This is a genomic window from Streptococcus mitis, assembly GCF_003942795.1.
GTDB classification, from domain to species: Bacteria; Bacillota; Bacilli; order Lactobacillales; family Streptococcaceae; genus Streptococcus; species Streptococcus mitis_BJ.
The window spans coordinates 193,020-213,113 of sequence record NZ_RJNY01000001.1 but is presented as its reverse complement, the minus strand read 5'-3'; the positions used below and the strand labels follow the sequence as shown (position 1 = coordinate 213,113).

21 protein-coding genes, 1 tRNA gene, 4 pseudogenes and 1 other annotated feature are annotated in these 20,094 nt (G+C 41.1%); of the genes and pseudogenes, 17 read left to right on the top strand and 9 right to left on the bottom strand.

Annotated features, from left to right (window positions below):
- Positions 1-1,300, top strand: a 1,300-nt coding sequence (locus D8847_RS01115; RefSeq protein ID WP_142999088.1) for an Nramp family divalent metal transporter, incomplete at its 5' end; no start/stop codon positions are given.
- A gap of 115 nt (positions 1,301-1,415) precedes the next feature.
- Here the strand turns inward: D8847_RS01115 and D8847_RS01110 are convergent.
- A complete protein-coding gene (locus tag D8847_RS01110; protein ID WP_000710762.1) occupies positions 1,416-1,658 on the bottom strand; it encodes a type B 50S ribosomal protein L31 in 243 nt (80 codons plus the stop codon).
- A 95-nt stretch (positions 1,659-1,753) separates the two neighbouring features.
- Positions 1,754-2,689, bottom strand: a complete 936-nt coding sequence (locus tag D8847_RS01105; protein ID WP_125840311.1) for a DHH family phosphoesterase — start codon at positions 2,687-2,689, stop codon at positions 1,754-1,756.
- Between the two features lie 103 nt (positions 2,690-2,792).
- On the opposite strand from D8847_RS01105, the gene D8847_RS01100 reads away from it, so the two are divergent.
- From D8847_RS01100 to D8847_RS01065, 7 genes are all read left to right on the top strand, one after another.
- Positions 2,793-3,236, top strand: coding sequence for a flavodoxin (locus D8847_RS01100; RefSeq protein WP_001162125.1), 444 nt, complete (start codon positions 2,793-2,795; stop codon positions 3,234-3,236).
- A 117-nt stretch (positions 3,237-3,353) separates the two neighbouring features.
- Positions 3,354-3,644, top strand: a complete 291-nt coding sequence (locus tag D8847_RS01095) for a chorismate mutase (protein ID WP_125840310.1) — start codon at positions 3,354-3,356, stop codon at positions 3,642-3,644.
- Complete coding sequence (crcB, locus tag D8847_RS01090) at positions 3,617-3,991, top strand: fluoride efflux transporter CrcB (RefSeq protein ID WP_125840309.1); 375 nt, start codon at positions 3,617-3,619, stop codon at positions 3,989-3,991. The genes D8847_RS01095 and crcB (D8847_RS01090) overlap by 28 nt, the downstream gene beginning before the upstream one ends.
- Positions 3,985-4,314 (top strand): fluoride efflux transporter CrcB, encoded by a 330-nt coding sequence (gene crcB / locus D8847_RS01085; RefSeq protein WP_125840308.1) that lies wholly within the window; start codon positions 3,985-3,987, stop codon positions 4,312-4,314. Before crcB (D8847_RS01090) ends, crcB (D8847_RS01085) begins: the two co-directional genes overlap by 7 nt.
- 118 nt (positions 4,315-4,432) lie before the next feature.
- Positions 4,433-4,780, top strand: coding sequence for a 50S ribosomal protein L19 (gene rplS, locus D8847_RS01080; RefSeq protein WP_001068669.1), 348 nt, complete (start codon positions 4,433-4,435; stop codon positions 4,778-4,780).
- A 42-nt stretch (positions 4,781-4,822) separates the two neighbouring features.
- Positions 4,823-4,894, top strand: a tRNA-Arg gene (locus D8847_RS01075).
- Positions 4,895-5,560: 666 nt separating this feature from the next.
- Positions 5,561-8,365 (top strand): cation-translocating P-type ATPase, encoded by a 2,805-nt coding sequence (locus tag D8847_RS01065; RefSeq protein ID WP_125840307.1) that lies wholly within the window; start codon positions 5,561-5,563, stop codon positions 8,363-8,365.
- Between the two features lie 139 nt (positions 8,366-8,504).
- On the opposite strand, the pseudogene D8847_RS01060 reads toward D8847_RS01065, so the two are convergent.
- A pseudogene (locus D8847_RS01060) lies at positions 8,505-9,707 on the bottom strand (IS110 family transposase).
- Positions 9,708-9,978: 271 nt separating this feature from the next.
- Positions 9,979-10,101: pseudogene (locus D8847_RS10860) on the bottom strand (transposase); the annotation flags it as partial.
- A 283-nt stretch (positions 10,102-10,384) separates the two neighbouring features.
- On the opposite strand from D8847_RS10860, the pseudogene D8847_RS01045 reads away from it, so the two are divergent.
- Positions 10,385-10,837 (top strand): annotated as a pseudogene (locus D8847_RS01045) (N-acetylmuramoyl-L-alanine amidase family protein); the annotation flags it as partial.
- A gap of 53 nt (positions 10,838-10,890) precedes the next feature.
- Here D8847_RS01045 and yidA read toward each other — a convergent pair.
- Together yidA and D8847_RS01035 are read right to left on the bottom strand one after the other, a co-directional pair.
- Entirely contained in the window at positions 10,891-11,697 is an 807-nt protein-coding gene (yidA, locus tag D8847_RS01040; protein ID WP_125840306.1) for a sugar-phosphatase, read from the bottom strand.
- Positions 11,698-11,706: 9 nt separating this feature from the next.
- Positions 11,707-13,014: an HD domain-containing protein gene (locus D8847_RS01035; RefSeq protein WP_125840305.1), complete on the bottom strand. Its 1,308-nt coding sequence runs from the start codon at positions 13,012-13,014 to the stop codon at positions 11,707-11,709.
- A gap of 71 nt (positions 13,015-13,085) precedes the next feature.
- On the opposite strand from D8847_RS01035, the gene D8847_RS01030 reads away from it, so the two are divergent.
- Positions 13,086-13,463, top strand: a complete 378-nt coding sequence (locus D8847_RS01030; RefSeq protein ID WP_125840304.1) for a DUF1934 domain-containing protein — start codon at positions 13,086-13,088, stop codon at positions 13,461-13,463.
- A gap of 24 nt (positions 13,464-13,487) precedes the next feature.
- On the opposite strand, the gene D8847_RS01025 is transcribed toward D8847_RS01030, so the two are convergent.
- Positions 13,488-14,570 carry a DEAD/DEAH box helicase gene (locus D8847_RS01025; RefSeq protein WP_125840303.1) on the bottom strand — a complete coding sequence of 361 codons (1,083 nt, stop codon included), beginning with the start codon at positions 14,568-14,570 and terminating at the stop codon, positions 13,488-13,490.
- A complete protein-coding gene (locus tag D8847_RS01020) occupies positions 14,567-15,544 on the bottom strand; it encodes a Gfo/Idh/MocA family protein (RefSeq protein ID WP_125840302.1) in 978 nt (325 codons plus the stop codon). Before D8847_RS01020 ends, D8847_RS01025 begins: the two co-directional genes overlap by 4 nt.
- A 156-nt stretch (positions 15,545-15,700) precedes the next feature.
- Here D8847_RS01020 and D8847_RS01015 point away from each other — a divergent pair, with 156 nt between their 5' ends.
- The 4 genes from D8847_RS01015 (at position 15,701) to rpmA (ending at position 17,590) form a co-directional block, all read left to right on the top strand.
- Positions 15,701-16,396: a YoaK family protein gene (locus D8847_RS01015; RefSeq protein ID WP_185757899.1), complete on the top strand. Its 696-nt coding sequence runs from the start codon at positions 15,701-15,703 to the stop codon at positions 16,394-16,396.
- A 54-nt stretch (positions 16,397-16,450) separates the two neighbouring features.
- Positions 16,451-16,570: a sequence feature (ribosomal protein L21 leader region), on the top strand.
- 34 nt (positions 16,571-16,604) lie between these two features.
- Positions 16,605-16,919, top strand: coding sequence for a 50S ribosomal protein L21 (gene rplU / locus D8847_RS01005; protein ID WP_000109141.1), 315 nt, complete (start codon positions 16,605-16,607; stop codon positions 16,917-16,919).
- 16 nt (positions 16,920-16,935) lie between these two features.
- Positions 16,936-17,280 carry a ribosomal-processing cysteine protease Prp gene (locus tag D8847_RS01000; RefSeq protein WP_000613697.1) on the top strand — a complete coding sequence of 115 codons (345 nt, stop codon included), beginning with the start codon at positions 16,936-16,938 and terminating at the stop codon, positions 17,278-17,280.
- Between the two features lie 16 nt (positions 17,281-17,296).
- Positions 17,297-17,590, top strand: a complete 294-nt coding sequence (gene rpmA, locus D8847_RS00995; RefSeq protein WP_000916509.1) for a 50S ribosomal protein L27 — start codon at positions 17,297-17,299, stop codon at positions 17,588-17,590.
- A gap of 145 nt (positions 17,591-17,735) precedes the next feature.
- Here rpmA and D8847_RS10730 read toward each other — a convergent pair.
- Positions 17,736-17,831 (bottom strand): annotated as a pseudogene (locus D8847_RS10730) (AraC family transcriptional regulator); the annotation flags it as partial.
- Between D8847_RS10730 and D8847_RS00990 the strand changes: the two are divergent.
- Genes D8847_RS00990 through D8847_RS00980 form a run of 3 tightly spaced genes read left to right on the top strand, consistent with a single transcriptional unit; the run spans position 17,824 to position 20,079 of the window.
- Complete coding sequence (locus D8847_RS00990; RefSeq protein ID WP_125840300.1) at positions 17,824-18,732, top strand: LysR family transcriptional regulator; 909 nt, start codon at positions 17,824-17,826, stop codon at positions 18,730-18,732. The pseudogene D8847_RS10730 and the gene D8847_RS00990 sit on opposite strands and share 8 nt — an antisense overlap.
- Complete coding sequence (gene lspA / locus D8847_RS00985; RefSeq protein WP_125840299.1) at positions 18,729-19,196, top strand: signal peptidase II; 468 nt, start codon at positions 18,729-18,731, stop codon at positions 19,194-19,196. Before D8847_RS00990 ends, lspA begins: the two co-directional genes overlap by 4 nt.
- Entirely contained in the window at positions 19,180-20,079 is a 900-nt protein-coding gene (locus D8847_RS00980; protein WP_125840298.1) for an RluA family pseudouridine synthase, read from the top strand. The genes lspA and D8847_RS00980 overlap by 17 nt, the downstream gene beginning before the upstream one ends.
- Positions 20,080-20,094 lie beyond the last annotated feature (15 nt).

Genomic DNA, 20,094 nt, shown 5'->3' with positions numbered 1-20,094 from the left:
TAATCAATCTATCGATACTCCAAATAACAATCATTTCTGGCAAAATTTAAAGGCCTTTTTAGGTCCGGGTGCTCTTGTCGCAGTTGGTTATATGGATCCAGGAAACTGGATTACCAGTGTAGTCGGTGGTGCTTCCTATAAGTATAGTCTCTTGTTTGTTATCTTGATTTCATCTCTCATTGCCATGCAACTTCAGCAGATGGCAGGAAAGCTTGGTATTGTAACCCAGATGGACCTGGCTCAAGCAACGGCTCATCATTCACCTAAATGGCTTCGTTATAGTCTATGGGTGATTTTAGAATTAGCCTTGATGGCGACAGATCTGGCAGAAGTTCTAGGTTCAGCGATTGCTCTCAATCTTCTCTTTAAGATTCCGATTATGATAGCCATCCTTTTGACGGTTCTAGATGTCTTTCTCTTATTGCTTTTGATGAAATTTGGCTTTAAGAAGATTGAAGCTATTGTGACAACACTGATTTTAACGATTTTAGCAATCTTTACTTATCTGGTAGCTTTGTCACATCCAAGCTTCCAAGGAATCGTTGAGGGTTATCTACCGAATGCAACCTTATTTGAAAGTCCTTTGCCAGGGCATGAAAGTCAATTAACCTTGGCGTTAGGTATCGTAGGTGCGACAGTCATGCCCCATAATCTCTATCTCCACTCCTCTCTATCCCAAACAAGGAAAATCAATCACAAAGATAAGAAGGATGTTCGAAAAGCAGTTCGCTTTATGACCTGGGATTCAAATCTTCAGTTGTCCCTAGCCTTTATTGTTAATTCCTTGCTTCTCATTTTAGGTGCCTCTCTCTTTTTTGGTCATGCATCTGAAATTTCGGCCTTCTCCCAAATGTACAATGCTTTACAGGATTCGACAATAGCAGGAGTGATAGCCAGCTCAACCTTGTCAACTTTATTTGCTCTAGCCCTCCTAGCAAGCGGCCAAAATTCGACCATTACAGGCACTTTGACAGGACAAATTGTCATGGAAGGTTTCTTGCATCTAAGATTACCTCAGTGGATTATTCGTATTGGTACCCGTATTTTTGCCTTGCTACCTGTGATTATAGTCGCCGTCTTGTTTGGACATCAAGAAAAAACCTTGGATCAGTTATTGGTCTATTCACAGGTTTTTCTGTCAATCGCTCTTCCGTTTTCAATCTTCCCCTTAATTTATCTGACCTCTAAGAAGTCACTAATGGGAGAATTCACCAATGCCAAGTGGAACACAATCCTAGGTTACGCAGTTTCCATTATCTTAACCATTCTCAATATCAAGCTTCTTTTCGATATTTTTTAAACTTGTTCAAATTAGTTCTCGGCACTAGCTTGAAGCTTGATACTGAGATAATAGTAGTGGTTGGTTCATAAAAATAAGTACAAAAAAAGAACAGATGAAACTGTTCTTTTTATGATTATTTGAGACCGTATTTTTTGTTGAAACGATCCACGCGTCCATCTGCTTGAGTGAACTTTTGACGTCCAGTGTAGAATGGGTGTGAGTCTGATGAAATTTCCACACGGATCAATGGGTAAGTTTCGCCTTCGAACTCAACAGTTTCGTTAGAGCGTTTAGTTGAACCGCTAAGGAATTTGTAACCAGTAGTTGTGTCCATGAAGACAACTGGGCGATATTCTGGATGGATATCTTTTTTCATTTTGCAATATTTCCTTTCTGCCATGGTCTCTTTGCGAGCCATAGATTGTTACCTTACTAGTCTATCAGATTCTGAAAAGTTTGGCAAGTATTTTATCAGTTTTTAAGTAAGTTTTTTAACTTTTGGTAGATGATTTCGTTTTCTTCTAGACTATAGGAATTGGCGCCACTAGCTAATGGATGTCCTCCTCCGTCGTGCTCTTTGGCAATTTCATTGATAGGGGTTATTTTACTGCGCATACGCACGCGGAAGTGGCCATCAGCTTGCTCAACAAAGATAGCCCAAGCCTTAACAGTATCAATTCGGCCAGGTGCTCCGACAATTGCAGCTGTTTCAGCATCCGTAACCTTATATTCTTTCAGGATTTCTTGAGTAAGTAGAACGCGTGCAGCCCCATTCTCATCAACTTCTAAGTGATCATAAACATACCCTTGCAGTTTTGCAATCTTGAAGCTCATGGTATCCATTTGACGAGACAATCCAGCAAAGTCAAAATTAACTTCTCGGAGCTGGCCAGCTATTCTAAAGGTACGGGCACTAGTTGACGGGTAGAGAAAACGGCCCGTGTCCCCGACAATTCCTGCATAGAGAAGTCGTGCCGCTTCACTAGATAAAGCTAGCTGATTTTCTTGAGCAAATAGGGCAATCATCTCACTGGCACTGCTTGAACTTGTATCCACCCAAGATAGGTCACCATAAACATCATCATTTGGATGGTGATCGATTTTGATGGTGAAAGCAGCTTGTTCATAGCGTTTATCATCGATACGAGGGCGATTCGCTGTATCACAAATAATAGCAAGAGCTCCTTGGTAGTCACTGCCTTGGACAGTATCCATTTCCGCCATCCAAGTTAGAGTTGGTTCGTTAAAACCGACTGCTTTGATGGTCTTTTCTGGAAAATGGTGAGTGAGAAGAGCTTTCAAACCTACCTGACTCCCTAAGGCATCTGGATCTGGTTTCATATGACGGTGAATGATAATGGTATCGTATTCTTTGATTTTCTCTAAAATTTGCTGGTAAATTTCCATAAATAACCTCAATTCTTTCTCATTTCATTGTAGCACAAGAATTTTTATTTTTAAAATGAAAAAGATATGATATAATGGAGAAAGATAAATTGAGGAGGACGATATGGCATTAGCAAAAATTGTATTTGCCAGTATGACCGGTAATACCGAAGAAATTGCAGATATTGTAGCAGACAAATTACGTGACTTGGGCTTGGATGTCGATGTTGATGAATGTACAACTGTTGACGCTTCAGACTTCTTGGAAGCGGACATCGCGATCGTTGCGACTTATACTTATGGAGACGGAGAATTGCCAGATGAGATGATGGACTTTTACGAAGACCTAGCAGATCTCAACTTGAATGGCAAAATCTACGGAGTGGTCGGTTCAGGAGATACTTTCTACGATGAATTCTGTAAGGCTGTCGATGACTTTGATCGCGTTTTTGTAGCGACAGGAGCAGAAAAAGGTTCAGAGTGTGTTAAAGTAGACCTTTCTGCCGAAGAAGAAGACATCGAACGTTTGGAACAATTCGCAGAAGAATTGGCTGCAAAAGTAGGATAAGAAGCAAACTGCGCTGACTGGAAGAAGTTAGTGCGTTTTTTTATTAGTTTTTTTGTGATTTTACTAGCCTATTTAGAAGCTTTTTGATACAATAATTCAAATAAAGGAGGAGACTGTATGAACTTAGATATTATTCGGCAAGAAATTGATCAAATTGACAATCAAATCGTCAAGCTCCTAGAAGAACGGATGCATTTAGTTGAAGAGGTTGTCGATTATAAAAAATCATCTGGTAAGCCAATCTTAGATTCTAAGAGAGAAGCGGTTATTTTTGAAAAGGTTAGAAGTCGTGTAGAGGACAAGCGCTATCAGGAGACCATTGTTGCGACTTTTTCAGACATTCTCAAACATTCGCGTGATTATCAGGATCAAAACATCAAATGGAAAAAGAACAATTCTATCCGCTAGGAATTTTTCTGGCTGCAATGGTGGGAGGCCTTGTCCGCTATCTCATTTCCACTTGGTTACCAGCCAGTCCAGACTTTCCTTGGGGCACCCTCCTTGTCAACTATCTGGGTATTTTCTGCCTGGTCTATCTGGTGAAAGGCTATCTGGTCTATAAGGGAACTAGTAAAGGCTTGGTTTTGGTGCTGGGGACAGGTTTTTGCGGAGGTTTAACAACCTTTTCTAGTCTAATGCTTGATGCTGTGAAACTTCTTGATACCGGGCGTTATCTTAGTTTAGGCATCTACCTACTTTTGAGCATTGGTGGAGGTCTACTTTTGGCTTATGTTCTAGGGAGGAAGAAATGGTAATCGTTTATCTTGCAATCGCCTGCGGGTTCGGAGCCCTGGTACGTTATTTCTTTTCACGCTATAATCAAGCTTCTAAATTGCCACTAGGAACTCTTATAGCCAATCTTCTCGGTTGTTTTTTGATTGGCTTGCTCTACAATCATGTGGAGTCTAAGGAAGTCTATGCTATCCTAGCGACAGGTTTTTGTGGAGGTTTGACGACCTTTTCAACCTTGAATGACGAGCTGCAAAGACTGTTAAGTGACAAGAAGGTATTTTATAGCTATTTAGTCATAACTTACATAGGCGGCTTAGTGGCGATTTTTTTAGGAATTCTGCTATAAATTTCTTTACTTTTAGGTAGAAATTTGGTAAACTATATCCTGTGTGTAATGGACGCACAAAAATACAGTTTATCCGCTGAGGAAGGTTCCTCAAGATTGACAAAGATAGGAGAATAAAATGAATCCATTAATCCAAAGCTTGACTGAAGGTCAACTTCGTACAGATATCCCATCATTCCGTCCTGGTGACACTGTTCGTGTACACGCGAAAGTTGTCGAAGGTAACCGTGAACGTATCCAGATCTTTGAAGGTGTTGTTATCGCACGTAAAGGTGCTGGCATCTCAGAAAACTACACAGTTCGTAAAATCTCTAACGGTGTAGGTGTTGAGCGTATCTTCCCAATCCACACTCCACGTGTTGAAAAAATCGAAGTTGTTCGTTACGGTAAAGTACGTCGTGCGAAATTGTACTACTTGCGTGCTCTTCAAGGTAAAGCAGCTCGTATCAAAGAAATCCGTCGTTAATTCGACAAAAAAACTCTGCTTATTCAGCAGAGTTTTTCTCTAGCTCCCTTAGTTCAATGGATATAACAACTCCCTCCTAAGGAGTAGTTGCTGGTTCGATTCCGGCAGGGGGCATTTTTAGAAATGTAAACAAATACAAAGAAAATTCAAAGTGTTTATTTAAAGGCAATCATCACAAGTTCATTTTTAAAAATAATTAAGTATTTTTTGTCTTTTTGACCAAATCATGACCAAATTTTGACCAAAAATTATACTTTGGTCAATGACTATAGAATAAAATGGATCATGAAAATGTCTTTGATTTATAGTAGTGTTAAAAAAGGACTTCCTTTATTGGAATGTCCTTATTTTTATTGATTATGGAATTGACAAATGAGGTTAAGGTTCAGATCTATGAACTCAGAAAGCAAGTACAAATCCTTGAATTATCAAATTAAGTGCACATTTTCTCGAACTCATCCTTTAGAACTTCACTTCCACCTAAAACAAGGTGTTTTGCCAGTTTGTCAAGCGACGTCTAGCGCCATAGAGCCCTACGACTTTACAAGACACCACTACTTTAACATAAAGAAAAAGTAGTGAATACTCTCTCCCGTCGGAAATTTCTTCACTACTAATCTTAGTATGTTTTCTACAGCAAAATAGGCTCCATAATCCCTATGGTGGTTTTACCCACTACAGAAATTATAGAGCCCTTTTCTTTTACCTTTTTTGAAAAAGGAGTATAATAGGGGCGAAAATATAAAATCGTTTTAATGATTTAGAATCGAGGAAAGGATTATGAGTAATTCTAGTCAGAAAGGTGCTAAATTAGGGACCTGTGCCCCTGATCAGGTTTATCAGGTGTTGCAAACAAGTCCTCAAGGCTTAAACTCACAAGAAGTCCAGAAAAGGCAGGCGACTTACGGGCCTAACCAATTAAAGGAGAGTAAACAAGAACCTATTTGGTTGACTTTTGTCAGACATTTTACCAGTCTCATGGCCCTCTTATTGTGGGTTGGTGGCTTTATCGCTATGCTTTCTCATAGTCTAGAGTTGGGGATTGCTATCTGGTTGGTCAACATTATTAATGGTCTCTTTAGTTTTATTCAAGAATATAGAGCAAGTCAGGCTACGGCAGCCCTTAATAAGCTTCTTCCATCTTACACACGGGTTCTTCGGGATGGGAAGGAAGATAAGATTCTTGCTCAGGACTTGGTGCCAGGGGACTTGGTTTTCATTGAAGAAGGAGACCGTATTTCTGCAGATGGACGCTTGATTGCCGTGACAGATTTGCGGGTTAATCAGTCTGCTCTTACTGGTGAGTCTAACCCTATTTACAAGTCAGACCAAGCGGATTTAGATCCTGAAAAAACCGAGTTAGAATATGACAATATGGTGTTTGCTGGAACTACAGTTTCTTCTGGGTCTGGGTGTTTTATAGTATCTGCTATCGGAATGGAAACAGAGTTTGGACAAATTGCAGATTTGACACAAAACCTTACTCAGGAAAAAAGCCCTCTTCAGAAAGAATTAGATCATTTGACCAAGCAAATTTCAGTAATTGCAGTCTCTGTTGGTCTCTTCTTTGTGGTTGCAGCAACCCTATTTGTTCACCAACCTTTGTCTCAAGCCTTTATCTTTGCCCTGGGTATGATTGTTGCCTTTATTCCTGAGGGGCTTCTTCCCACGGTTACCCTATCTCTAGCCATGGCCGTTCAGCGCATGGCTAAGGATCATGCTTTGGTTAAGAAGTTGTCTTCGGTTGAGACTCTTGGAGCGACCTCTGTTATTTGCTCAGATAAAACAGGGACCCTAACTCAAAACGCCATGACAGTTAATCATTTATGGACCTTGTCAGGTAATTATGAGGTAACTGGACTAGGTTATGCACCAGAAGGGCATATTGAGAAGGATGGCCGCCCTGTTTCTCTGAAGGAGAATGACCTCGTGAATCGTTTGGTTCGCTTTTCTCATTTGGCTAGTAATGCACAGGTTGTGGAAGCTAGTGCTGATAATCCCAATTATACGATTTTAGGTGATCCGACTGAGGCTTGTCTTAATGTTTTAGCCGAAAAAGCAGGGATTAATTTAAATGAAAATCACGCTTGGGCTCCTCGTATCAAAGAAATTCCCTTTGATTCTGATCGTAAACGAATGACAACGGTACATAGTCTCGAAAAAGGTCTAGATGGCAGTCACCATATTTCCATCACTAAGGGTGCGCCTAAAGAAGTGATGGAACTTTGCTCAGACTATTATGATGGTCAAGGGGCAATCAAATCTATGACTGCTGCAGAACGTCAGGCTATTCTTGCTGCTAACGATAAATTTGCTCGTGACGGCTTGCGTGTTTTAGCTGTGGCTTATAGACCCTTAGAAAGTGATCATATTGGAGAAGACAAGTGGGATATGCAGACTTTGGAAGAAAATATGGTTTTTCTGGGTCTTGTTGCCATGAGTGATCCCCCACGTCAGGGTGTACGTGAAGCTATTGCAAAATGTCACCGAGCTAATATTCGTATTATCATGGTTACAGGTGACTATGGCTTGACGGCTCTTAGTATTGCCAAGAAAATCGGAATTGTGCAGGGTGATGATGCGCGTGTTGTTTCAGGACTTGAACTGGCTGACATGGATGACGATCAGCTTAAAGAAGCGCTTAAAGGCGAGATTGTTTTTGCCCGTGTAGCCCCTGAACAAAAATATCGTGTAGTCAATGCACTTCAGGAACTTGGTGAAGTTGTTGCTGTTACTGGTGATGGAGTAAATGATGCCCCTGCTCTGAAAAAGGCTGATATCGGGGTAGCTATGGGAATATCCGGAACTGACGTCGCCAAGGAATCTGCCGATATGATTTTAACGGATGATCACTTTGCTTCTATTGTCCATGCTGTTGAAGAGGGACGTGCTGTTTATCGAAATATTCAAAAATTCCTGACCTATATTTTTAATTCCAATACACCGGAAGCTGTACCATCTGCCTTCTTCTTGTTCTCTTTGGGGCGCATTCCTCTTCCTTTAACCGTTATGCAAATCCTAGCTATTGACTTAGGAACAGATATGGTACCTGCTTTGGGATTGGGGGTTGAACCACCTGAAGAAGGAGTGATGGACAAGCCACCAAGACGTTTATCGGACCGCTTACTTAATCGCCAACTATTGCTTAAAGCTTTTGTCTGGTATGGATTGATTGAAGCAACCTTGGCTATGGGTGCTTTCTTCCTTAATTATTGGGTAAATCAAGGAAATTTGAACCATCTGGCTAGCTCAGGTCCCCTCTATCGAGAGGCAACCACCATGACTTTGGGAGCGATTATCTTTACTCAGATTGGTATGGCCATGAATAGCCGTAAGGGTAGGGGCTCTATATTCCAAGTTAAACTTTTTGCTAATAGGATTATTAGCTTAGGAATTGTTCTAGAAATTGTTCTCTTTATTATCCTATCTTATCTACCGCTCTTCCACACGCTATTTAACACAGCCCCAATTGGACTTGATGATTGGCTCTATTTACTTGCTTGTCCCTTTGTTATTATGGCTTTGGAAGAAATCAGATATCGCTTATTTTCTACCATTTGTCAAGTCTATCAAGGCTTTAATTAAAAAAAGAGATAAGACAGTAGCTATTCTGAGGTTACTGTCTTATTTTTAACACTTTTTGATCTATAAAAGGGCATGCTAAAAAACACCTCATCTGGTATTTTTTAAAACAAGGTGTTACAATAATACGGCATAGACAGCCTTATCGATTTTGGGTCAAAGAATAATCGTAAAGTTTGTTATGCGTAATGAGGTAATACATTGTTCTGATGAGACGATGTATAGAGGCAATCGTATGTGGCTTAGTTGAAGCTATTGTCGATTGTCTTTTTCGATTCTCATAAAAGTCAGCGATATGACAGGGATTGGTATGACTAGCTGAAGCGATGTTGTGAATGCACTTGAACAAGATTTTTCTGGCATAGGGATTACCTCGTTTAGTGATGTGTTCCTTAGCGAGAAAGTTCCCAGATTCATAGTGTCTTAGGTCAATGCCAATAAAAGCGTTGATTTGATTAGTAGACTGAAAGCGCCGAATATCTCCTAATTCGCCAATGATAGATGTCGCTGTGGTTTCTGCGATGCCAGGAATTGACCGTAAGATGTCATACTCTTGTAAAGGCTGAGCTAGAGCTACCATGTCGTTTAAGACAACTTGTCTGCGTTCAGAAAGACGAAGCAATTCTTGAGCATAGTAACGAACCTCTTCAAGCATTGGGGAGATTTTCTTGACCGCACAAAAAGATTGTTTAGCGAGTTTTATAAGTTTATCAGTCAGGTAAGCAATACGCTTTTCAGAGATGCGTTTGGAGGTAGATTGACGGATAATCTCATACAAGTCACTTTGAGATAGGCTTAATACAAACTCTTTACATGGAAAAGCCATCACTAAGTTCCAATATTGCTATCCAGTTGGTGTAGATAAGAGATTTTCCAATTCAGGAAAGGTGACTTGTAGAACCTTGTGCAGACGGTTTTTAGCTCGAACAAGATCTTCAGTCATATTTTGATAGAAACGGCTTAAATCACGCAGGTGTTGATAAACTTCTTCCTGAACGTAAGTTGGTTTACGATTGTGCACAAGCTGAGATTTAGCCAACTTTTCAGCGTCAATTTTATCTGTTTTACGAACTCGCAGACTGTCTAATTGCTTCTTAGCTTCCAGTGGATTTAGCCGTGTATAAGCGTAACCGCATTCCTCAAGAAAGGCCTGAAGACGTCGAGAATAGACGCCTGTGGCCTCAAATATAATCTCAGGGTTATGAACTGTTTTCAAGTCGCCCAATAGGCGATTGAAACCAAAGGCATCATTGAGTATGGTGTAGCCATGAACCTTCTCACCGTTGACTAAAATTGCCACCTCAGAACTTGTTTTGCTGACATCAATTCCAAATACTGCACGCATGACATTACCTCTTTTGTCTTGAATAATTCCATGTTTTAGTGATTTTATTTTCAATACGCGACGTTTAGCGTCCCACATACTTTGATCAAACTCCACCTAAAACAAGGTGTTTTGCCAGTTTGTCAAGCGACGTCTAGCGCCATAGAGCCCTACGACTTTACAAGACACCACTACTTTAACATAAAGAAAAAGTAGTGAATACTCTCTCCCGTCGGAAATTTCTTCACTACTAATCTTAGTATGTTTGTCAACTGTAGTGGGTTGAAAAAAGCTAACATCTGGAGAGGACGATCGTCCTTCTCTCCATTTTTATATTCAGAGCGATGAAAATTCGTTTCTTAAAGTTTTCAAAGTTCCGAAAGCCCAAGGCATTACGCTTGATAAGTTTAATAAGCTCTAAATTTTTAGTATTATGCTCATCAAGAGGTTCGGAATATTCTAGTGGTGGATCATTAAGTTTAGCGACTAAATATTGGTCTTTAGGTTCAGGATGGAATCCTCTACAGAATTCACAAGCATATTTAGCAGCAGATCAAAATTATAATCACAGAATCACGTTAAATGAATTGTATACATACTCTCGTGAACAAGTTTTGAAACAAAATTCTAAACAGCATATTGAAGTTTATCCAGATAACAGTCAATTTGTTTTATTCAAGAAATAAGGAGGAAATAAAATGAAAGTATCAAAAAAAATTACACTATTTAGTTTGTCTCTAGCAGGTTTAGCTTTACTAGCTTTCCCTCATTCAGGAAAGGCATTTGAGCTTAAAGAAGAATGGGTTATCAAGGGCGGTATTCGATACGAGAATGGGAAAGTCAGTAAGATTAATAATGGATACGAAGTAAATATTAAAGTATTAGATCTGCCTAGTACTAGCGAAATCGAATGGACAGTTAGTTTAAATGGAGAAAAGCAAAATACTAACTTCTTAGCTGAGGAAAGAACTGTATCTAAAACTGAAGATAAGGGACGTTTCTTGCACTTTTATATCCCCTATGGATGTCGTGGAGATATTGTAGTAGAGGCTAAGAGTGGAAACGAAGTGAAGACATGGTCTACTAAGGTAGTTGATGATGTTTATTCAGATGACGCTAAGAGTGGTTACTTCGTTATCGATGGGGGGCAGTAATTAGATATCAAAAACCGCTCAGCTGAGCGGTTTTCGTATTTTATCATACTTTACAGCACCCACGTACGGATGGCATGGGCTACGCCAGATTCGTCATTTGTTTTGGTAATGTATTTGGCGATTTTTTTGAGTTCTGGATTTCCATTTTCCATAACAACGGGATTACCCACGACTTCCAGCATGGCGCGGTCATTTTCTTCGTCCCCGATAGCCATGGTTTGATCTTTGGTCAATCCGAGTTTTTCAGCTAAGTGAGTAATGGCTGAACCCTTGTCCACATTCTTTTTAAGGAGTTCGAGGTAGAAAGGAGCAGACTTGTTGATGGAGTAGCGTTCGTAAAATTCCGCTGGTATCTTTTCAATTGCAGCATCGAGAATTTCTGGTTCATCGATAAACATACATTTGACGATTTCCTTGTCAGCCATTTCTTCTGGAGTGCGGTAGAAAATAGGCATGCTGACGAGGGTTGATTCGTGCACTGTGTATTTTCCGATATTGCGATTGGCAGTATAGATACCGTCCTTGGTAATAGCGTGCATGTGAACACCGAGCTTGCGACTGAGAAATTCCATATCCAGATAATCCTCATAAGTCAAGGATTCACTGATAATCTCATGGCCAGTAGCAGTCTCTTGGACAAGGGCACCGTTGAAGGTCACCACATAGTCACCCTCGTCTCTCAACTGCAAGTCGTCCAGAAGTTTGGCAACACCTGCGATAGGGCGACCCGTTGCAATGACGACCTTGACGCCAGCTTGTTTGGCATCTTGGATGGCAGAAAAGACTTCCGGAGTGATTTCCTTTTTACTGTTAACCAGGGTACCATCGATATCGACGGCGATTAGTTTAATACTCATAAATTTCCTCTATTCTTTCTTATTTGGGGTAAAATGATCGTTCTCAATCAAGTGTAAAAATTGCTGGGTAATACTTGCGAAGATGCTATTTTGATCTAACATTTCTTTCGGGAAATAGAAACGATTGTCTCCATGGTGGCTGCCAGCAAGGGATTGAACGATAGGAGACAGGCTAGAGAGTTCTGCCAGTTCACCATTTTTTTGTAAAATCTCAATCTGTGTCCTTGGATTTTCAGATTCGGGTCGATAGATATCATAAGGGAGGTCAAAGTTCTTATGAATAGCAGTATAGTAGTCTGGATCAAAACCGATTTCTTCAACCAGTTGTCTCATGGTTGCGAGTTGGTCTTGGTCTTCTTGTGAAAAAGTAATGGATTTAAAGACCTTGCGGTTGACAAAGCGTTGCGACAGGTCTGCTAGTATCTTATCAGGACTAGTCATCCAGAGCTGGAAGTAGGTATTCATCACGCCATCATCCAGAGCTAGATAGTCAGCTAGAGTGACTTTCTTCTCGAAAAAAGGGAGGAGATGTGGAGAAGTTCGTGCAAAGAAATCTTTGTCCTCAGGGTAGAGTTCCTTGGCACGTTTGAGGAGATTCTGTAGGAGAACTTCCATGGCCCGAGTTGCTGGGTGGAAATAAACCTGCATATACATCTGGTAGCGACTGAGGACATAGTCTTCAATAGCGTGCATGCCATTGCGCTGAAAGGCGATCCCATTTTCGACTGGGCGAATCACTCGGAGGATCCGTGTCAGGTCAAATTCCCCATAAGATGCTCCTGTAAAATAGGAGTCGCGCAAGAGATAGTCCATACGGTCCGCATCAATCTGACTAGAAATGAGCTGTACGACCTGCTTGTTAGGATAGGTATGGTCGATGACGCTAGCCACCTTTTTGGGGAAATCAGGTGCCACTTGTAGCAGGACTTTGTGAATCTCTGTCTCAGGACTTTGGATGATTTCCTGGGTAATGGCTTCATGATCTGTATCAAAGAGATGCTCAAAAGTATGGGAATAGGCACCATGCCCGAGGTCATGAAGGAGCGCAGCGGTCATGGTCAAGAGAGATTCAGCAGGATCCCATTCTTCAGGATATTTTTCTTCAAAAATCTCCGTGATACGACGAGCGATCTCATAGACTCCTAGACAGTGGGAAAAGCGACTGTGTTCTCCACCATGGAAAGTATAGCTGGAAGTCCCTAGCTGTTTGATACGACGCAGACGTTGAAATTCTTTTGTATTGATCAAGTCATAGATGACCTGGTTGTTTACATGGATATAGTTGTGAACAGGGTCACGGAATACTTTTTCGTTCATATGACCATTATAGCAAAAAGCTAGAGTTTTTGGTAAAATAGTAGGACAAGAGACAAGAAAGAGGACCTGATGTGAAGATTCGGATGCGAAATACGATTCAGTTTGATGAACAGTTGGAAGTGATTGACCAGCTCTATAACGTGGAAGTGCGTGAAAAAGGAGATTTTACCTATTTACTCTTTTATAATGAGGAAAAGGAAAAAGTTGTTCTCAAGTTTCATGAAGAAGAACTAGTGATGACCCGTTTCTCGAGTCCGAAGGCTATCATGCGTTTTCTAAAAGATAGTGATAGCTTGGCCTATATTCCTACTCCGATGGGGATGCAAGAGTTTATCATTCAAACGAATCACTACAAACTGGATGGGCAAAAGATTGAGCTAGCCTATCAAATGCAAAATCAAGAGGGACATCCCTTTGCCAGCTATCAATTAGAAATTACTTGGGGATAAGAAAAAGGTTGGCGGAAGCCAACCTTATTTTATATAGAGTTCTTGATTTTTTAGGACAATTTCACGCACACTTGCGAATTTCTTGAGTTTTTTAAGGTCTTCAGGATGGGTTACCAGAGTGATAACATAGCCTTCTTTACCCATGCGACCTGTACGGCCAGCACGGTGGGTATAGGTTTCCATATCTCTAGGGACGTCGAAGTTGACAACACATTCCAAGCTATCAATGTCAATACCACGAGCCAGAAGGTCAGTTGCAAGGAGCAGGGTTAGCTGTTTGTCTTTAAACTTTTCTAAGATGACTTTTCGAAATTTAACATTGACATCGCTAGCAAGGGAAACAGCTAAGACATCTCGATACTGTAGTTTTTCTTCTGCACTTCCAAGGTCTGACAAACTATTAAAGAAGACCAGACCACGAAAATCCTCTACATGAGCCAGTTTTCGTAGCATATCCACTCGGTGACGTTGGTCCACCTGCATGTAGAAGTGTTGGATGTTGTCCAACTTTTGGTCAGAAAGATCAATGGTGCGCGTGTTTGGAGCAATCTTTTCTTGGTCAAACTTGGTCGTAGCACTCATGTAGATGAGTTGATGGTCACGAGGTGCGTAGTGGGTGATTTTCTCGACAAAGTGAATCTGAGAATCATCGAGCAATTGGTCAAATTCATCCAGGATGAGGGTTTCCACATTCATCATCTTGATTTTTTTCAATTTAATCAACTCAAAGATACGGCCAGGAGTTCCGATGAGAATTTCTGGTCCTTTTTTAAGGCGTTCAATCTGGCGTTTTTGACTGGAACCTGATAAGAAGAGCTGAGCAGTCAAGCCGATAGCTTCAGCCCACGTTTTACATACGTCAAAAATCTGCCCAGCCAGTTCTGTATTTGGTGCTAGAATCAAGAGTTGCTGGGCTTTTTTCTTTTGTAGTCTGAGAAGGCTTGGTAGGAGGTAAGCGAGGGTCTTACCAGTTCCTGTTGGGCTCACTCCTAGGAGGTTTTCTCCAGCAAGTATAGGCTCAAATAGTTGAGTTTGAATGGGGGTAAATTCTTGGAAACCGAGTTGGTCACTCAATTCCTGCCATTCAGTCGGTAGTTTGGTTTTCATTTTTCTGCCTCAAATCTAATGCCAGCAGTCTGGCGCATGGTATAGAGTAGCTCATGAATAGAGCTTGCATCATCCAGCCAAGTCTGGTAGATCGTCTGGTCTGGTTGCTGGATCATCTGAGCAAACGCAGCAACTTCCTCAGTCATCGTATGAGGAGCCTGTTGGATAGGGAGTTGAACTTGATTTCCTTGGTGGTCGCTAAAAATAGCTGAGCGGACATGTTCAATCGTGTTAAGGGTCAAGGTTCCATCTGCTGTGTAAATCTCACAAGGAAGATTGGAAGTGATGTTTTTCCCAGCTTTGATATGAACTTGAAAGTCAGGGTAGAAGAGGATACCGTCTCCATTTAGGTCAATGCTATTGTCAAGCTGTTGAGCTTGATAAATCGCGTCTTGAGCCTTTCCAAAGAGGCGAACGGCAGCATAGAGAGGATAAATTCCCAAGTCCATAAGGGCTCCGCCAGCAAAACGGTCTGAAAAGACATTTGGAGTGTTTCCAGCGAGTAAGTCAGGCATCTTGGAAGAATACTTGGCATAGTTGAAATCTGCTCCCCAAATTTGCTTGTCTGCCAAAAAAACCTTAATAGTAGTAAAAGCTTCCTCGTGGTAATTACGAGTCGCTTCAAAGATAAAACAGTGATTTTTCTCAGCTGTCTGTCTCAAATCCAGCCACTCTTGTGGCTGAGTGACAGCTGGTTTTTCAAGAATGACATGCTTGCCAGCAGACAAGGCGGCCTTGGCTTGAACAAAATGCAAGGAGTTTGGACTGGCGATATAGACCACATCAAAGGAAGACTTAAAGAAGTCTTCTAATTGATCAAAGAGTTGGATATTTTCATAGCGAGAAGCAAAGGTTGCGGCAGTTTCTAGTTTTCTAGAATAGACTGCAACCAGCTGGTATTCTCCGCTGGTATGGGCTGCTTCTATGAAGTGATGGCTAATAGCCCCTGTTCCGATGACACCTAATTTAAGCATAAATACTCCTTTTCCGACTTCAAATCCTTCCTTCATTATAACATAGAAAAGAAGGACTATCCAACAGATGATAAAAATTTTCAAATGGGCTACGAATTTCTTGGAGAAAGTGGTACAATATTTAGATAAGTAGATGAAATGAGAAGGGGGGAGAAAATGAGATTATTACCAATAAGGAAAATATCACGTCAGTCTAAGCGACTAGCGCTTTTTTTGACTTTTTGTGCAGGATATGTAGATGCCTATACCTTTATCGTGCGAGGAAATACCCTTGTGGCTGGACAGACTGGGAATGTCGTTTTTCTTTCTGTAGGACTCATTCAACAAAATGTATCGGATGCTAGTGCTAAAGTAATGACCTTGCTTTTCTTTATGATGGGTGTCTTTTTTCTGACATTGTATAAGGAAAAACTACGAATTGTTAAAAAGCCGATTTTGTCCTTGATTCCTCTTGCAGTCCTGTCCCTAATTATAGGCTTTGTGCCGCAAACGGTTGACAATATCTATCTCGTACCGCCATTGGCCTTTTGTATGGGACTGGTGACAACTGCTTTTGGAGAAGTATCAGGGATTGCCTATAATAATGCTTTTATGACGGGGAATATTAAACGTACCATGTTGGCTTTTGGAGATTATTTCCGGACCAAGCATACGCCTTTCCTACGAGAGGGCTTGATTTTTATTAGCTTGCTTAGCAGTTTTGTCTTCGGAGTTGTTTTTTCAGCTTATTTGACGATTTACTATCAGGAGAAGACAATTCTAGGTGTTCCTCTTATGATGAGTATCTTTTACTTCAGCATGCTTTTTGCTTCTTGGAGAAAAAAAGGAGAGAAAAAACTTAATTTTAATTGATTTTACTTGTAAGAAAAAAGAAGATATGCTATAATCGAAGAGTTGACTATGCACAGTCCTGTGCAACCGCACGAACATCGTTGCTCATCGTATACAAAATTTAAACTTTGTTATACTTAGAGCTCTTCTTTTAAGTGGTTCGTCCCACGATGCTAGGCGAGTCTTCACAAAAATACGGGGAAACTCTAAAAATCATAGGAGGTGCATAATGAGCACATACGCAATTATCAAAACTGGCGGAAAACAAGTTAAAGTTGAAGTTGGTCAAGCAGTTTACGTTGAAAAATTGAACGTTGAAGCTGGTCAAGAAGTTACTTTTAACGAAGTTGTTCTTGTTGGTGGTGAAAACACTGTTGTCGGAACTCCACTTGTTGCTGGAGCTACTGTAGTTGGAACTGTTGAAAAACAAGGAAAACAAAAGAAAGTTGTTACTTACAAGTACAAACCTAAAAAAGGTAGCCACCGCAAACAAGGTCACCGTCAACCATATACAAAAGTTGTCATCAACGCGATCAACGCTTAATTTTTAAGGAGAACACATGATACAAGCAGTCTTTGAGAGAGCCGAAGATGGCGAGCTGAGGAGTGCGGAAATTACTGGACACGCCGAAAGTGGCGAATACGGCTTAGATGTCGTGTGTGCATCGGTTTCTACGCTTGCCATTAACTTTATCAATTCCATTGAGAAATTTGCAGGCTATGAACCAATCTTAGAATTAAACGAAGATGAAGGCGGCTATCTAAAGGTTGAAATACCAGCGGATCTTCCTTCGCACCAGAGAGAAATGACCCAGTTATTCTTCGAATCATTTTTCTTAGGTATGGCAAACTTATCGGAGAACTCTTCTGAGTTCGTCCAAACCAGAGTTATCACAGAAAACTAACACGGAGGAAAACATTATGTTAAAAATGACTCTTAACAACTTGCAACTTTTCGCCCACAAAAAAGGTGGAGGTTCTACATCAAACGGACGTGATTCACAAGCGAAACGTCTTGGAGCTAAAGCAGCTGATGGACAAACTGTAACAGGTGGATCAATCCTTTACCGTCAACGTGGTACACACATCTACCCAGGTGTAAACGTTGGACGTGGTGGAGACGATACTTTGTTCGCTAAAGTTGAAGGCGTAGTACGCTTTGAACGTAAAGGACGCGATAAAAAACAAGTTTCTGTTTACCCAATCGCAAAATAAAAAGGTTCAGTGAACCTTTTTATCCCGAACCTTAAAATGAAAAGGTGAGGAAGCTAGAAGTAGCATAAAATCAGGCTTTCCGAGTTTTCGGAGAGCCTATTTTTTTGTTTTAATACCCATTTTGAATTTAATAGAGAATAGTTAGATTTAAACTTGCGATGGACACTTTTTTCCTTTTTGGAAAACTTCTAAAATATGGTATAATGAACAGATAGAGAAGTTGGGGGTAAAAGATGAACATTCAACAATTACGCTATGTTGTGGCCATTGCCAATAGTGGTACTTTCCGTGAAGCTGCTGAAAAGATGTATGTTAGTCAGCCGAGTCTGTCTATTTCTGTGCGCGATTTGGAAAAAGAGCTGGGTTTTAAGATTTTCCGTCGAACAAGTTCGGGGACTTTCTTGACCCGTCGTGGAATGGAATTTTATGAGAAAGCGCAAGAATTAGTCAAAGGCTTTGATGTTTTTCAAAATCAGTATGCCAATCCTGAGGAAGAAAAGGATGAATTTTCCATTGCCAGTCAGCACTATGACTTCTTGCCACCGACCATTACGGCCTTTTCAGAACGTTATCCTGATTATAAGAACTTTCGTATTTTTGAGTCTACTACAGTTCAAATCTTAGACGAAGTGGCCCAAGGACATAGTGAGATTGGGATTATCTACCTCAACAATCAAAATAAAAAGGGCATCATGCAACGGGTTGAAAAGCTTGGTTTAGAAGTTATTGAACTAATTCCTTTCCAGACTCACATTTATCTTCGTGAAGGACATCCTTTAGCACAGAAAGAGGAATTGGTCATGGAGGACCTAGCGGATCTGCCAACAGTTCGCTTTACTCAGGAAAAGGACGAGTACCTATACTATTCAGAGAACTTTGTCGATACCAGCGCTAGCTCGCAGATGTTCAATGTGACAGACCGTGCTACCTTAAATGGCATTTTAGAGCGAACGGATGCTTATGCGACTGGGTCTGGATTTTTAGATAGTGACAGTGTCAATGGGATTACAGTCATTCGTCTCAAGGATAATCTAGATAACCACATGGTTTATGTCAAACGGGAAGAAGTGGAGCTTAGTCCAGCTGGGACTCTTTTCGTAGAAGTCATGCAAGAATATTTTGATCAAAAGAGGAAATCATGAAAAAAAGAGGAATAGTGGCAGTCATTATACTGCTTTTGATTGGATTGGATCAGTGGGTTAAAGCCTATGTTGTCCAGCAGATTCCACTGGGTGAAGTGCGTTCGTGGATACCCAAACTCGTTAGCTTGACCTACCTGCAAAATAGAGGAGCAGCCTTCTCCATGCTGCAAAATCAGCAGTGGTTATTTGCTGTCATTACACTGGTTGTCATGGCAGGCGCTATTTGGTATCTACATAAACACATGGAGGACTCTCTCTGGCTAGTTTTTGGGCTGACTTTGATAATCGCGGGAGGTCTGGGCAACTTTATCGACAGAATGAGTCAAGGTTTTGTAGTGGATATGTTTCACCTAGACTTTATCAACTTTGCGATTTTCAATGTGGCTGACAGCTATTTGACAGTTGGCGTGATCGTTTTATTGATTGCAATGCTTAAAGAGGAAGTAAATGGAAATAAAAATTGAAACTGGTGGGCAACGTTTAGACAAGGCTCTGTCTGACCTGACAGAATTGTCACGCAGTCTCGCTAATGAACAAATCAAGGCTGGACAAGTCTTGGTGAATGGGCAAGCCAAGAAAGCAAAATACACTGTCCAAGAGGGGGATATCGTCACCTACCATGTGCCAGAACCAGAGGTTTTAGAGTATGTGGCTGAGGATATTCCGCTAGAAATCATCTACCAAGATGAGGATGTAGCTGTTGTCAACAAACCTCAAGGGATGGTGGTCCATCCGAGTGCCGGTCATACTAGCGGAACCTTGGTCAATGCCCTCATGTACCATATCAAGGACCTGTCAGGTATCAATGGGGTTCTCCGACCGGGAATTGTTCACCGTATTGACAAGGACACGTCTGGTCTCCTCATGATTGCTAAGAATGATGAGGCCCACTTAGCACTTGCCCAAGAACTCAAGGATAAGAAGTCTCTCCGCAAATACTGGGCGATTGTTCATGGCAATCTTCCCAATGATCGTGGTGTGATTGAAGCACCGATTGGTCGGAGCGAAAAAGACCGTAAGAAACAGGCTGTGACTGCTAAAGGAAAGCCTGCAGTGACGCGTTTCCACGTTTTGGAACGTTTTGGTGATTATACTTTAGTGGAGTTGCAACTGGAAACAGGACGCACCCACCAAATCCGTGTTCATATGGCTTATATTGGCCATCCGGTCGCTGGGGATGAGGTCTATGGTCCTCGTAAGACACTTAAGGGACATGGACAATTTCTCCATGCTAAGACTCTAGGCTTTACCCATCCGAGAACAGGTGAAACCTTGGAGTTCACAGCAGATATTCCAGAGATTTTTAAAGAAACGCTGGAAAGATTGCGTAAAACTGAGAATAGATAAAAGAGTTGAGATGCC